Genomic DNA, 15,028 nt, shown 5'->3' on the forward strand with positions numbered 1-15,028 from the left:
CACCAATTCACAGGGCCATTTTCTTATTTACTCTTTAACACCTACATCTTGCAAAACTTCAATATCCTCTTTCATTTCATAATAATAAGAAGGCAATTCTATACCATGTTCTAAGAAATAATCCTCAATGAATGAAATAATGATTTTTAACGTTTTCACACGAGCATACAATTTATCGTTACTTTCAATAATATGCCACTTCGCATTTTGCTTACTTGTTTTTTCAAACATGTCTTCCATCGCTTCAACATACTCATCCCATTTTTCACGATTACGCCAATCTTCGTCTGTAATTTTCCATCTTTTCAAAGGATTTTTCTCTCTATCTTTAAATCTCTTTAACTGTTCCTCTTTACTTATATGGTAGAAGAACTTCCCTATTATGTAATGGTCATCTGTTAGTAGTTTTTCAAAACCATTAATCTCATCGTATGCTCTCATCCACTCTTCCTTTGTAGCAAAACCTTCAACACGCTCAACTAACACTCGACCGTACCATGAGCGATCAAAAATGGTAATTTGCCCGTACTGTGGAATTTTGCGCCAGAAACGTTGCAAATAATGGTAACGTTTTTCATGAGGTGCAGGCGCTCCAATTGGATTTACTTGGAACCCACGCGGGTCAAGATGTTCCGTCACCCGCTTAATTACCCCACCTTTACCAGCCGCATCCCATCCTTCCATAACAAGCATAACCGCGATTTTTTCTTCTTTCAAAATTTGCTGTAATGCTAATAAGCGCCTTTGATATTTTTCGAGTTTCTTGTTGTACTTAGATTTTGATTCAATTTTTTTCGTTAAATCTACTTTAGCAAGATGTCCATTTTCCATAAAACGAATCCCCCTTGTTGTATGATAATGTTATTTTAACATATTTTTGGTAATTTTTTCATATCCTAAAAAGCTGTGTAGAAACATCTCTACACAGCTTCCTTCTCTAATTTCACATCTACAAGCACATTTAACTACATTAAAATAAATAATTTATACGGAACTCTTAGTATATTTTTTTTAAAACGTAAAAATAGCTCTTTTAAAAAGGGCAGCAATCTAAATATAAAAAAACAAATTTATTCTTTCTTACTACATACGTAATTATGCCAGCTATAAGAGTAGTGAATAAAATATTGATTCACTACTCACAATAGCCACCTTACATTATATGGTATATTTACTCGTAAAGAGAAGATAATAACAAGTAAATCTATTAAAGAATGGGAGCTCTAAAAAAATGAAACGAAAAATATTAACTCTCTTTACACTTTTATGCTTAGCACTACCAATACAAGCTAGTGCTTACACATTTCAGTCACTACCGATTGCGTCAAAGTCTAAACAATGGTATGTCGAAATTGATAAATCTCATAACTCAAACAAGCAAGCAATCCAGCCAAAACAAGGTGTATTTGATACGTATAGTTTACTCGTAAAAAACATCGGTCATGATGTATCAAACGTATCTGTGGAAATACTTGATAACAATCCTACCTCTAAAGCTACCTTTAAACCTACTACACCTAATGAAAATATTTCTAAAAGTCATACAAGCTTTGACTACATGGTATTCCCATTAGACTTTAATAGTCATAATTTTAAAGTTGTGATTACTTGGGAAGAAAAGAATTTCTCTTATAACGGCCATCCGGTAAATGAAGGTAAAAAAATGAAACAAACATTTGTATTTAATGAAGAATAAGTCCTAATTTCTTTAGGGCTTATTCTTCTCTTTTGAAACCCTCTTGTATCGCTTCCGTCACTTCTTTTGTAATTTCCAATTCTGTTGCTTCCATACTAATTTTCTTGTGCCAAATATGTACGGACGGTTTTTCATTACAAAGATGTTTTATTAATACTAATTGATTATATGCTAGATTATTTTCTATATGGGTAGCGATATAGACTGTAAAATTGTTCGCTTCAAAGACCTTTTCTTCCAAAATGTATTTACTCTCTAATTGCCTCGTTACTATATCTTTCAAGTTTTCTATAGTCATGCATATCACCCCCTTTTCCCATATAATCAATTAAATCGACGAATACTCGGTACAGACAATGCGATTCCAATTGTTAAAATTACTAAACTAGCTAGTGTTATAATAGTTATCTCGCCACCTATGACAGTAGCTAACCAGCCTACAACTACATACCCTAATGGCAATAAAGCAAAAGAACCCAACATATCAAGGCTTGCCACTCTTCCGAATGCTTCTTCTGGTACAAGTTCCTGTAAACTAGTTTCCCAAATGAGTCCAAATATCATCATGCCAAATCCTTCAATTACCATTAAGAATATTAAGGCGGGTGCCCAAGAAATGAATGGCATAATTAATAAAGCAATGCCACTAATTAAAACACCTCCATAAGCCAGTAATCCTCTCTTATGCCACCGCTCTTTCCCACCAAATATTAATGCGGCAATTACAGCTCCACCACCAGAAAAGGCCATGCCAAGTCCATACACGTAAGCTTCAAAATGATGATGAACATTAAATAACCACGGAATTAATACGACGATAATGCCGGCATAACAAATATTTATAAAAGAAAAAACTAAAATTGTAATCCACAGCCACGGATGACTTTTTAAAACTAAAACACCTTCCATAAACTCTTGTTTGTAATTAAGCTTACTCTTTTCAATGGGTTTTACTTTTTTAAACTTAATTTCTTTTAAAAATAATAAACATAAAAATGATAATAAGTACGTTACTGCATCTAGGCCGAAACCTATCCCTGCAGACGCAACCGATACGATTAACCCACCAAGTGCTGGCCCAATTAATCGTATACCTTGATTACTCATTTGAGTGAGTGCGTTAGCTGCATTACGAATTTCAGGAACGAATACTTTCGCCCTTACAGCAGAATATGCTGGTTGGAATATCCCTTCCATAAGTCCGTATAAGGCAATGAGAATATATAAAACTGTAATTGTTAATAAATCCATAAATATAAGCGATGCAAGTAATAGCATTAATATACAGCGGAGTATATCCGTAAATAACATTAATTTAACCCGATCAATTCGGTCTACAATTAAACCTGCAAACGGTAAAGCGAGAATATTAGGTAGCATGTACATTGCCATTGTCATCCCCATCACAACTGTTGAGCCAGTTAATGAATACACAACAACTGGAAGTATGACCATAGTTATCGAACTACCTAAGGCCGAGAGTAATTGTCCAATCCATAAAAATTTAAAATGTGGTGACTCTTTAACTGGCGATAATAATTTACCAACATACCCTAAATCTTTTTCTCTTTGTAATTCCCCTTGCATCTTTCTCTCCTCTTTTCAAATGATTATAGACTTCATAATAAAATGCCGAAAATTAACAATATTCTATTTTAATTATATAAGAAACTATTATGTTATGGTAAAATTATCAAGAAAAATAAAGGAGAATACATTACAATGCCTTCAAATTCACATAACATCGAGCACCGCATATATACAATGTGTATGATCCAGCGCAACAATGAAGTTTTACTCATAAAACGCCCCAGCCATCGAAGTTTCCCTGGCTACATCGCTCCTGGCGGCAAAGTAGATTTCCCCGAAAGTATCGTTCAAGCCGCTATAAGAGAAGTAAAAGAGGAAACTGGATTACTTGTTTCGAATTTAACTTTTAAAGGATTAGATGAATATGTAAATCCGAAAAGTAATGTTCGGTACATGGTATTTAACTACTGGACAGACTCATTTGAAGGTGAACTTCTTTTAAACCCTCCTGAGGGCGAATTATTATGGATACCAATCGATACAGCACTACATCTTCCTATGCAAGATTGGTTTAAAGAGAGATTCCCATTATTTTTTGAAACAGGCACTTTTGAAATTCAACGTGTTTGGGATAATGAGCTAGATAAACAAATTGCTATAACAATTACACATACGTAAAAAAGCTTGAAATCTCTCCAAGCTTTTCTTACTTCTCCTCTACTTTCTTAATCTTATAATCAATTTCTAAAAACTTAACTCCAAATATCCACATTCTATGATTAGCTTCTAGTATGTGATCCGTGCGCTCTTTTATAATAAAAGTCTCTGCTAATGGTAAACGTATTGTTAAGAACCGAGTATGTAAATAAATCCCCTCATCTCCCTGACCATTTTCTCTTAACTTACTAGTAATGATTAAATCATGACTATCATTATATATTTTCAAAATACCAGTCATATTCGAATAAGGCAAAGGTAAGGCGATATTCATATATGTCTCATTCTTATTTGTATGCTTTGAATAAAGAGCTACAAAAATAGATTCACCTGCTTCATTTTTCCTTAGCCAAGCCCTTACATTCTCTCTTCCATCTTTCTCATCTATTACATTAATGATAGAGCCATGCATCGTTTCCCAATTGCCGCCCATTCCTAAATGTATTTGTCCCACACGCTTACTCATTTTCTCATAACAAAATGCAAATGGGCGGAACCAACGAGCCCATTTAATATTTGATTGCAACTCATACTCTGTTGTATTTTCATAAAAACGAATAATACTTAAAGGTACCTTCGTCACGTCAAATGACTCACTATGAAAATCAGTTATTTGATCAACTAAACCGTTGTATTCCTTACTGCCTACTAAATTGCCGCTATATAAAAAAGCCTCACCAATTGCCACACTTCCTCTTAATTTACTCATTGGTTTCCCATAGTATTTATAATTCGGAACACTCTTTTCGATCATCCAGCCGACAAATGCCGGTAACGCTACTCCAATTCCATTGACAACACCATGAATCCAAACCATTTGAGCAATTGTAATCGTCATTACATGCTTCAAATTCCCGTATGAGTATATAAGTGAGAACATAATTGTAACCATGAGTGTACTAGACGAAACGATTAGAAAAATCTTTGCACTGATAGCATTAAATTTTGCTCTCCAAACGTAAAATCCATACCCATAAATCGCACATAAATATAGAAACACTGCAAAAAATTCAAATATTCTCGAGTATGTAATTCCTATTGCTACTGTCATAGGTGAAATCATGATGATAAACATAATAACATCATATACTTTACTTCTCTTTTCTCTTTTTCTCCCTATTAAACCAGCTGATAATGGCAATAGAAACGCCGAATAATGAAAATGTGCAGCTGTGAGTAAAACAATGTCAGAGCTAAACTGCATAATTGAAAGTTTTGCTACTGAAGCAAAAAACCAAAAACCACCTAAAAACAAATAAATAAACGCACTATCTATGGCGGTCTCTTCTAACGGCTTCCATCCTCTTTCTAGCAATCTACTTACACCAAATAACGCAACAATTCCTGTATATACAAACCAAACTAGCGCAAATACATAGTGATTTGTGACGAAAGCTAGCATTGCACAAATTGCTGCAATTGGATATAAAAACGATACGAATTTATAAAATAATAAATACGATCCATCTCTTTTTCTTTTATCAATAATACAAAGTGACATTGGTATAAATAATAAAACAGATAATAATATAATTGCTTCAACAGGATTTATATTCGACCGCTCACATAATAGAAAAACAACATAACAAGCAAGCCCAAATATTATATTTTTCATATCGTTTATTTCCTTTCCACAAATGTTCCCTTATATGAAAAAAGCGAGCCAATTAACGGGTTTCGTACTTGTACATGAATTCGAAAACACTGTAGTGTTGCATCATAACTTTCAACAATTTTTGCTTCACCATACAAGAATTTTGGCAACGGAATTTTTCTTCCAAACATATAAAACCATTGTTTCTTTGAAGCAATATGCATTGCCCCTAACTCATCGATATGAAAATGTAGTGTAGAAACGAGTAAATGTGGTTCGCCAAAATAATCTACAATTTCATTTTCGTTTTCATCCAATTGCATAACTGCGTTAAAATATCTTTTCTTATTATGAAAATAAAAAGTACGGTTCCACCTTACTAATTCTTGTCCATATTCATCTCGCTCAGCTATGTTTTGTATCGTAAATGGAATTTCCTCTCCTCGTTCCGAGAAAAACATTCGAAACTTCGATGCAATTTTCAATATAAATTTCACGAAAAAAGAGCCACCGTAAATTTCATCCATCTTTCCTTCCCCTGTAAAACTATTCTCTTCTGTAATGGCATAACGCTTCTGCAATTCAGGATGAAGATTTTTATAGGTATCCCCTAATAATCGTTCATACATATTAGCCATACACTTATCCCTTTCTCGCCCTCTTGCAATTTTTCGCGCTTGGTAAATCGAAACTATTTATATAACCGACAATTGATAACCCCATTAGAAGAACATTTAATGTAATCGGATTAAACGGCCCTGTAAAGCTTGCGATATTCGTAAATCCTGCCGCTAACGTTAAAACTAGTAATACAATAATATGCAGTATAAATAATTTTCGTTTTGTTAGTGGCAACAGCCATACGACACCGAAAATTATTTCTAACACCCCAATTATTTTAAGTATATATACACTACTTTCATTTGAACCAATTAATACAGAAAGCATCTTTACTTCTTCTGAATGAGTAAACAGTAGTTTCGGCACTATCCCTTGATATATCCATACAAAAGCAAATAAAAAGCATACGAGCCAATACGTCATTGTTCTTCTAATTAGTAACCTAGGATGAAGCCCCTTTTCTAACCATAATTTTAAGGCATCAAAACTCCAAGCGGTCGCCCAACCTAATAACGGACGAAAAATATAGGAATCTATTACATTTCCTATACGACCAAATCTTGTATCATAATCATATTGTGTCTCAAAATGGATGTATTCTTTATTCGGCGTATACTTCCAATAACCACGTCCTATTTGAATAAGAGATAATGTATTATCCGTCCAAAATTTTAAAGAGGAAATTCTTTCACCAGTTTCTTTTCTTATTTCACCTATTGATTCCCCTTCTCCAGCTATTTCAAGCCCAAATCCAATCTTTGTTTTATACAAAAACTTCTGTGGTTCTCCTTCTTTTTTCTCTAAATACGAAATTTCAGTAAAGCGAGCATCCCACTCTGTATGTATATCTGGTTCTTGCGTATATCTCCATAATTTTTCCATCGTCGTGTTCATTTTTGTCGCAACATAAATAGGCTGTTTCCTTTTCATTCTCCCACCTCCTATGCACTATAAGTTTAATGTACATGCAATGAATTTATTTTGCTACATTTTTCACAAACTTCCTCAGAAAAAAGAAATAATTTTTAAAATATATATAAAACACTTGATTCCCCGAAAAATTTAAATTAATATAAAACAAATGTTACCAATAACTTCATAAATCAAACACTCTCGCCTAAAACGTGAGATAGAGGTTGCGATACTTATGAGTATTCTAATGGAGACACAGAGATGTCTATGAACTTAGATGAAAGGAAGTATTGCCGAAATTGATAAATTTCTCTGCATTTATCAATTGGGGCTGTTTTCGAATAGAAACAGAACTGTCATATGTACAGACGTGTACGTATGAAGAGCTATCTACAAAAAAGAGATATCATTTTTTATGATATTCCTTTTTTGGCGGTTTTTTTATTAGCTCCGTTTTCTGTTTCCCTTTTCCTGTAACAGCACCATCCTCACTTATTTGAGATGGTGTTTTTTGTTTGTCTTTCTGGTAACTACAGGAGTATTGGGATTTATATATTTCCTAATCTATTCTTAAAAATAGACGAAAGAAGGAATTTGTAATGGAAACAATTGTTCAAAAATTTGGTGGCACTTCTGTCGGAAGCGTCGAACGCATTCAACATGTAGCAAATTTAATTATTGAAGAATATGAACGAGGTCATAGCGTTGTCTCTGTCGTTTCAGCAATGGGAAAAAGTACGGATCAACTTGTCGCACTCGCTAACGCAATTACAGAAAATCCAAGTAAACGTGAAATGGATATGCTTCTATCTACAGGTGAACAAGTAACTATTTCATTATTAACAATGGCACTGCAAGTAAAAGGCTATCATGCAATTTCATTAACAGGATGGCAAGCTGGTATTACGACAGAATCTGTACATAGTAGTGCACGGATTACTGACATTCATACAGATCGTATTCAATCTTATCTTGCTGAAGGCACGATTGTTATCGTAGCTGGTTTCCAAGGTATAAGTGTAGAAAATGAAATTACAACGCTTGGCCGTGGTGGTTCTGATACGACTGCTGTCGCACTAGCCGCTGCACTTAAAGCAAAAAAATGTGATATTTATACGGATGTGACAGGCGTATATACGACGGACCCACGAGTTGTAAAAGATGCTTACAAATTAGATGAAATTTCTTATGACGAAATGTTAGAGCTTGCTAATCTCGGTGCTGGCGTATTACACCCGCGCGCTGTTGAGTTTGCTAAAAATCATAACGTAGTTTTAGAAGTTCGCTCAAGTATGGAACAAGAAAACGGAACAATTGTAAAAGGAGAATGTAACATGGAACAACAATCAATCGTTAAAGGTATTGCATTTGAGGATAACATTACACGTGTCACAATTAAAGGACTAGAACAAGGCTCGCTTTCAACAGTTTTCTCTACATTAGCAGCAGCACACATTAATGTAGATATCATCATTCAAAGTATTACAAATGAAGGAACTGTACATCTCTCCTTCTCCATTCACTCGAATGATTTAAGAGAAACTTTAAAAGTTTTGGAACAAAATCAAGAAACTCTTCACTACGAATTTGTAGAACATGAAAATCACTTAGCAAAAGTATCAATCGTAGGATCTGGCATGGTATCTAACCCTGGTGTCGCTGCAAATATGTTCACTACTTTAAAAGAAGAAGATATTCATATTAAAATGGTAAGTACATCAGAAATTAAAGTGTCTGTCGTTATTGACCGCCTTCATTTAGTAACAGGTGTTGAGGCGTTGCATCAATCATTTATGGCGAAAATTGAGCCTTTAGTGCAGATGAGTTAATTTCTACTAGTAAAAACTTAAAACAAATTATATGAATCTATTTCCTTCCTATATAAATAGAAAGCTATTTGCATATAGAGTAATAAGAAATGTATTTATCATTTAAATAATACACTTCATTCTATACAACAATCGGGCCCTTTAAGGGCATACAGAGTAGAAATATTTTTCGGGGAAGTCGCGGTATTGTTTGTTAACAAGATACTATATAGCACAATTAAAAATAGCTTGTCACATTTCCCTATACTGTGACAAGCTATTTTTGTTTGGAAGGAGTTTATAACTTTTTAATAGTATAATTATGTAGATGGTTAGATCATACACTTTTACATATAAGGAGATAAAGACAATGACAAACAACAAATTACTCAGAATAGATAATGTCAGCATCGTTGTAGAATCCCTTGATAACGCAATCTCTTTCTTCGAGGAGATTGGCTTGAACCTCGAAGGGCGAGCCACTGTCGAAGGTGAATGGGCTGGTCGCGTAACTGGACTCGGCTCTCAGTGCGTAGAGATTGCTATGATGGTCACTCCAGATGGCCACAGCCGAATTGAACTTTCGCGATTTCTCACCCCACCTACTATATCAGATCACCGAAATACTCCTGTAAACGCCCTCGGTTATCTACGCGTCATGTTCACCGTTGAAGACATTGACGAAATGGTATCCAGACTCACTAAGCATGGTGCAGAGCTCGTTGGCGAAGTAGTTCAATACGAGAACTCGTATCGTCTCTGCTACATTCGTGGAGTCGAAGGAATTTTAATCGGTTTAGCGGAAGAACTCGGTAATAAATAAGCAAGTGACGTTTTATAAAAAAGAGGGAATAGCTCTATATTTAAGCTATTCCCTCACTTCTATTAAAACAGATGAATGTTTTCTTTTTTACAAGCTGCACGTAAATCGTCAGGCCATACAGAAGATTGAACTTCACCGATATGTGCTTTACGTAAGAAGTACATGCACATTCTTGATTGTCCAATACCACCGCCGATTGTTAATGGTAGTACGTCTTCTAGTATACCTTTATGGAAATCATACTCACGTTTGAAGTCTTCACCAGTTTTCGTTAACTGCTCATCAAGTGATTTACTATCAACACGAATTCCCATTGATGATAATTCAAATGAAGATTGTAGTACTGGGTGCCAGAATAAAATGTCACCGTTTAATTTCCAATCGTCATAATCAGCTGCGCGTCCATCGTGCTTTTCACCTGAACGAAGTGCATCACCAATTCCGATAATGAAAACTGCACCATGTTCTTTTGCAATTGCATGTTCACGATCTTTCGGTGTTAATTCTGGATATTTATCTTCTAATTCTTGAGAAGTAACGAAAACAATTTCTTCCGGTAAATACTTTCCAAGGAACGGATATTTTTCAAATAAGTGATCTTCTAAATCTTTGAATATTCCATAAATTGTTTGTACTGTTTTTTGTAAGTAATCGACAGTACGCCATTCTTTTTGAACGATTTTTTCCCAATCCCATTGGTCAACGTAAATGGAATGCGTTGCATCAAGTTCTTCATCACGACGAATCGCGTTCATGTTTGTATATAAACCTTCACCAGCTTCATATCCGTATTCATGTAATGCAAATCGTTTCCATTTCGCTAGTGAATGAACAATTTCTAATTCTTCTCCTGAATGTAACATATCAAATTCAATTGGACGTTCTACACCGTTTAGGTGATCGTTTAATCCTGATTTTTTCGTTACGAATAATGGTGCAGATACGCGGAATAGTTCAAGACGTTTTGCTAATTGGTCCTCGAAAAATGTTTTAACTTCCTTAATTGCGATTTGAGTCTCTCTTACTGTCATTAATGATTGATACATGGTGGTTTCCTCCTAAAATGTTTGGATGTTGTGAAAAGAAGCCAACAAAAAAAGCCCTTCTTTCCCAAAAAACTGGGACGAAAGGCTTTGGTTCCGCGGTACCACCCAAATTAGCAACAGAGGTTGCTCACTTATACAATACGGAGATGAAATATCTCGATACTGTTCTTCTTGTAACGGCGAAGTTCCCGGCTAAGTCTACTTTCCTATAAAGGATTTCGGTTAGCAACTCCAGGAGGTTCTTCATAATAGGCTTCGTATCAGGCTCACACCACCCCTGACTCGCTTAAACTACGTCCTACTACTACTCGTCCTTTCATAGTCGTTTTGTTGTCACATCTCTGAAACATTTTATTAATGATTATTCTATACAAAAAATAAAGAAAGTCAACAAAAAGTTTTAAAATATTTTTCAATTCTTTATTTTACGGCTTTATTGATTGTTGTTAATTTAACATCTTTACTTTTTCTGCCTCGTCAATCCAAAAAATGTTTCACTGACCGAAACTAACGTATACACAACAATTAATGTGATCGTTCGGAATATAGAATCCGCAGTATTTCTTATTATTTTCATTTTCTTTATAATTCCTTTCAGTTTACTTGCAATTTCATGATATACTATAGCATTCAAGCAGTTTATTTTTACTTAAAGTAATCATAGTCATTTATAAAGAGTATTTTCTAAATCATTGACTATTATCAAATAAGATTTTTATATAACGGAGTGATCATATGAGTAAAACGAAAGCAAAACCGAAAAAAGGTGTAGGACAAGGTACAGGAAGTAAAGGATGGAACCGTTGGCAATCAAGTGCAAAGAAAAAGGCAGCTGCCAAACCATACAAAAGTAAAGGTACAAAGAAGTAATTTAAATAACATTTGATTTCTTTGCTTTATACAAAACAAAATATAATTATTACAACAAAAAAGCTATGCCCTCATAAATTTGAAGGCATAGCTTTTTTATATTAAATCATTAAAATATCTCGAATTTCTTCCTCTGTGATTGAGGACAATTTCTCTTCTCCCGGCTCAATCACTTCAGCGATTAAATTTTTCTTACTTTCTTGCAGTTCATGCATTTTCTCCTCAATTGTTCCGTGGGCTACTAGCTTTATAACTTGCACTGTATTTTTTTGTCCCATTCGATACGCTCTATCGGCCGCTTGTTGTTCAACAGCTGGATTCCACCATAAATCGTATAATATTACTGTATCTGCACCAGTTAAATTAAGTCCGGTACCACCAGCTTTTAAAGAAATGAGAAATAGATTCCCTTCTCCTTCGTTAAACCGATCGCATAGCTCTACACGTTCCTGCGCTGGTGTACTCCCGTCTAAATAAAAGTATGGAATTGCTTGGCGATTTAACTCACGACCAATAATGGAAAGCATCTTCGTAAATTGAGAAAAAATTAATATTCTCTTTCCTGTGCTTCTACATTCCTCTAAAATCTCTAACAGTTGTTCAAATTTAGCTGAACTTCCTTTGTAATCATCAACAAATAAAGCAGGATGACAACAAATTTGTCGCAATCTCGTTAAACCAGCTAAAATTCTAATTTTATTTTTACGTAACGTATCTTTGTCTAAATGCTTTAACGTTTCTTCCCTTAACTTCGCTAAATAAGCAGCATAAAGACTCTTTTGATCGGGTAATAACTCCGATGATTGTAAGTGCTCTATTTTCTCTGGCAACTCATTTAATACGTCCCCTTTTAATCGTCTTAATACGAATGGTTTCACTCGCTTCGCTATATCTTCACGCCTTAAATCACCGAACTCTTTTCTTCCTGGTAATAATTCCGGGAAGACGACATGGAAGATAGACCATAGCTCTTCTAATGAATTTTCTACAGGTGTACCCGTTAGCCCAAAACGGTATTCAGCTTGAATTATTTTCACAGCTCTTGCCGTTTGCGTTGTAGGGTTTTTAAACGCCTGCGCTTCATCAAGGAATAGTGTATGAAATGGTCTTGCATACAATCTTATATCTCTTCTCAATAATGGATATGACGTAATTACGACATCAAATTCCGTTATATCTTCCAAAATTTTCCGGCGCTCTGCTTGAATTCCATCTGCAATAACTGCTCTAATATGCGGGGCGAATTTTTTCAATTCACTAAACCAATTATAAACAAGAGATGATGGTGAAACGACTAATATAGGCAGTTTCTTTTCTCGAATCTCAGGCAAAACAGAATCTATAAAAGCAATGCTTTGCAACGTTTTTCCAAGTCCCATATCATCTGCTAAAATACCTCCAAAACGGTAATGAGCAAGTGTTTTCATCCATTCGAACCCATATACTTGATACTTTCTCATTTCTGCATTTAAAGTATTTGGCACAGCAAATTTTAATTTTTTCGGGTTTTGAATGTTTTCTACTAACTCTTGAACAGAATCATCCAAACTTAAAACATTGCCTTCATGAAGTCCATTCATCCATTTTACACTCCGAATAAGTGGAACATTTACCTCTTCTCCATGTAAAAATTCTTTCCGAATACCTGATTCTTTTATAAACTGATTAATTTCATTAAACTCTTTACTCTCTAGGGATAAAAACGAACCGTTCGCCAATCGATAATATTTACGTTTCTCTTCAAGGGCCGCTAATACTCCTTTAATTTCTGCTTCTGGTATTCCTTTTATATCAAAACGAAATGACAACCAATCAATTCTTTCTTTTCTTCTCACTGTAATAAGAGGAACTGCATCCCCTTTACTAATTCGCAATTTGATTGCTGTCGTCGCATAAATATCAACTAAACCTTTTAATGTTGGCACGACGTGATATAAAAAGTTATACTCAGCTTCTTCATTATGCATAAAGTAACCGCCTTCTGTTTTTGCAAAAGCACTTTCACTCATAATGTCTAAAATCTCTTTTTCCTTTTTCTCATCACGATTAAAAACAGACGGCTGTCCATCCTCTTCTAGCGGATTAATCATGACGTTCCCATAGTGAAATTCAAGACCTGCTAATAAGCGATTTTTCACGCGGTCTAAATACAATTTCGCTTTTAGCGAAGGGGTTTCAACACGATCCGATATTACTTCATCAATGTGTACAGTTCCGAGCTTCATTAATCCTGGTACAACTTTCGAGACGAAATGTTCCATCTTACTTTCTGGAATATAAAACTGATTACTATTTGAACGACTCATCATCTTTTGTAATTCAATAAGTCGCATACAATCTTCAATATGTAAGTGATATAATTTCCCATCGTAAAGTGCATTGTTATACATATCCATAACTTGTACACGATTTAGACCATCTATATGAAGTGTAAATCCACCATTATTTCCCTTCGTAAATTCAAAGTGTAACGGCAACAATCCTTTTGAAACTTGTAATCCCTGAAACAGTTGTTCATTTTGTTTCAGCTGTACATATTCAACTTTAGAAAGTGAAGAGAGCATATCTTTCCATGAAGCTGGTGGTATAAATATCATACTTTCATCTTGTTTCGCATGTACTTCTAGCGTATCTTCATACATTTTTTCGTTATGATACATTTTAATGAGCTGCTGAATAATCGCATCCGTTTCTTGTTTAAAACTATGTACATCTGGTGTATATGTAAATTCATTTGAACAATGAAAAGACTCTCTTTTCTCCACCTTAGAAAGAAATTCTCTAATATGATTTATGAAATACACTTTGGCAAGTTTCAATTGAATTCCAAGAAGAGCCCCTCCACTTCTCGTAGCTACTGGTGTACATATAAACTCAATATCTAATATTTCACGTGTATCAAAACGGTGTTGTTTACTTTTTGGCCTCAGTGGTTTGTCTGCAAACAGCTGAAACATACCACTTGTCAATTGATCATTTCTGTTACTAGTGGAACTCATTCCACCTGTTTGTTGATTATAGTTTATTTGTATTAATACTGCTGCAACATGTTGACAGTACGTTTGAAAAGACGCTAATGAAGGACAACTACATTTTGCAACAACATCACCCTTTTTAGCTTTTTCTACTGTAACATGGAAATCCTCGTTCCCTTTTACTGTCGCCTCGCAAATTTCTTTATTTTCATCATAATGATTTATTATCACTTTATTTGATTTATAATAGGCTTCACCTCTTTTATATGAGGTCTCTCCGCACACTTCTTTAATAATCGATTTATTCAATGTGAAACTCATCGCTTTGACACTTCCTTAATATAAAACCATTTTCTCTTACTTAACATTTTACATGCTCCACGAGAAAATATAAAATGTTGATTTAACAAAAAAGATGCTTATTTATAAGCATCTT

13 protein-coding genes, 1 riboswitch and 1 other annotated feature are annotated in these 15,028 nt (G+C 34.6%); of the genes, 5 read left to right on the forward strand and 8 right to left on the reverse strand.

What is annotated here, in order from left to right:
• Positions 1 to 27 precede the first annotated feature (27 nt).
• Complete coding sequence (locus tag F3I02_RS05345) at positions 28 to 831, reverse strand: polyphosphate kinase 2 family protein (protein ID WP_000427325.1); 804 nt, start codon at positions 829 to 831, stop codon at positions 28 to 30.
• A 400-nt stretch (positions 832 to 1,231) separates the two neighbouring features.
• Between F3I02_RS05345 and F3I02_RS05350 the strand changes: the two genes are divergently transcribed.
• Positions 1,232 to 1,696 carry a hypothetical protein gene (locus F3I02_RS05350; protein ID WP_000823344.1) on the forward strand — a complete coding sequence of 155 codons (465 nt, stop codon included), beginning with the start codon at positions 1,232 to 1,234 and terminating at the stop codon, positions 1,694 to 1,696.
• A 19-nt stretch (positions 1,697 to 1,715) separates the two neighbouring features.
• On the opposite strand, the gene F3I02_RS05355 is transcribed toward F3I02_RS05350, so the two are convergent.
• Positions 1,716 to 1,994, reverse strand: coding sequence for a hypothetical protein (locus F3I02_RS05355; protein ID WP_000151372.1), 279 nt, complete (start codon positions 1,992 to 1,994; stop codon positions 1,716 to 1,718).
• 26 nt (positions 1,995 to 2,020) lie between these two features.
• Positions 2,021 to 3,283, reverse strand: coding sequence for an MFS transporter (locus F3I02_RS05360; protein WP_131249750.1), 1,263 nt, complete (start codon positions 3,281 to 3,283; stop codon positions 2,021 to 2,023).
• A 135-nt stretch (positions 3,284 to 3,418) separates the two neighbouring features.
• Here F3I02_RS05360 and F3I02_RS05365 point away from each other — a divergent pair, with 135 nt between their 5' ends.
• A complete protein-coding gene (locus F3I02_RS05365; RefSeq protein ID WP_001139829.1) occupies positions 3,419 to 3,904 on the forward strand; it encodes an 8-oxo-dGTP diphosphatase in 486 nt (161 codons plus the stop codon).
• Positions 3,905 to 3,932: 28 nt separating this feature from the next.
• Here F3I02_RS05365 and F3I02_RS05370 read toward each other — a convergent pair whose 3' ends face one another.
• The 3 genes from F3I02_RS05370 to F3I02_RS05380 are packed head-to-tail and all read right to left on the reverse strand — an operon-like array spanning position 3,933 to position 7,088.
• Positions 3,933 to 5,558, reverse strand: coding sequence for a YndJ family protein (locus F3I02_RS05370; protein WP_000789393.1), 1,626 nt, complete (start codon positions 5,556 to 5,558; stop codon positions 3,933 to 3,935).
• A gap of 5 nt (positions 5,559 to 5,563) precedes the next feature.
• On the reverse strand, positions 5,564 to 6,175 hold the full coding sequence (locus F3I02_RS05375; protein ID WP_000002648.1) for a DUF4166 domain-containing protein: 612 nt from the start codon (positions 6,173 to 6,175) through the stop codon (positions 5,564 to 5,566).
• A gap of 4 nt (positions 6,176 to 6,179) precedes the next feature.
• Positions 6,180 to 7,088, reverse strand: a complete 909-nt coding sequence (locus F3I02_RS05380; RefSeq protein ID WP_000823952.1) for a DoxX-like family protein — start codon at positions 7,086 to 7,088, stop codon at positions 6,180 to 6,182.
• Between the two features lie 192 nt (positions 7,089 to 7,280).
• Positions 7,281 to 7,467: riboswitch (Lysine riboswitch) on the forward strand.
• Positions 7,468 to 7,669: 202 nt separating this feature from the next.
• Between F3I02_RS05380 and F3I02_RS05385 the strand changes: the two genes are divergently transcribed.
• A complete protein-coding gene (locus F3I02_RS05385; protein ID WP_196477721.1) occupies positions 7,670 to 8,899 on the forward strand; it encodes an aspartate kinase in 1,230 nt (409 codons plus the stop codon).
• Between the two features lie 349 nt (positions 8,900 to 9,248).
• A complete protein-coding gene (locus F3I02_RS05390) occupies positions 9,249 to 9,701 on the forward strand; it encodes a VOC family protein (protein WP_074594454.1) in 453 nt (150 codons plus the stop codon).
• Between the two features lie 62 nt (positions 9,702 to 9,763).
• Here F3I02_RS05390 and asnA read toward each other — a convergent pair whose 3' ends face one another.
• Positions 9,764 to 10,747 (reverse strand): aspartate--ammonia ligase, encoded by a 984-nt coding sequence (gene asnA, locus F3I02_RS05395; protein WP_000284914.1) that lies wholly within the window; start codon positions 10,745 to 10,747, stop codon positions 9,764 to 9,766.
• Positions 10,748 to 10,817: 70 nt separating this feature from the next.
• Positions 10,818 to 11,076 (reverse strand) — a binding site (T-box leader).
• Between the two features lie 406 nt (positions 11,077 to 11,482).
• Between asnA and F3I02_RS05400 the strand changes: the two genes are divergently transcribed.
• A complete protein-coding gene (locus F3I02_RS05400) occupies positions 11,483 to 11,617 on the forward strand; it encodes a DUF3934 domain-containing protein (protein WP_000047588.1) in 135 nt (44 codons plus the stop codon).
• 101 nt (positions 11,618 to 11,718) lie between these two features.
• Here the strand turns inward: F3I02_RS05400 and F3I02_RS05405 are convergent, their stop codons facing one another.
• Positions 11,719 to 14,913 carry an SNF2 helicase associated domain-containing protein gene (locus tag F3I02_RS05405; RefSeq protein ID WP_196477722.1) on the reverse strand — a complete coding sequence of 1,065 codons (3,195 nt, stop codon included), beginning with the start codon at positions 14,911 to 14,913 and terminating at the stop codon, positions 11,719 to 11,721.
• Positions 14,914 to 15,028: the final 115 nt, after the last annotated feature.

The sequence above is a fragment of the Bacillus sp. SRB3LM genome, from assembly GCF_015712745.1.
Taxonomy (GTDB): Bacteria; Bacillota; Bacilli; order Bacillales; family Bacillaceae_G; genus Bacillus_A; species Bacillus_A thuringiensis_K.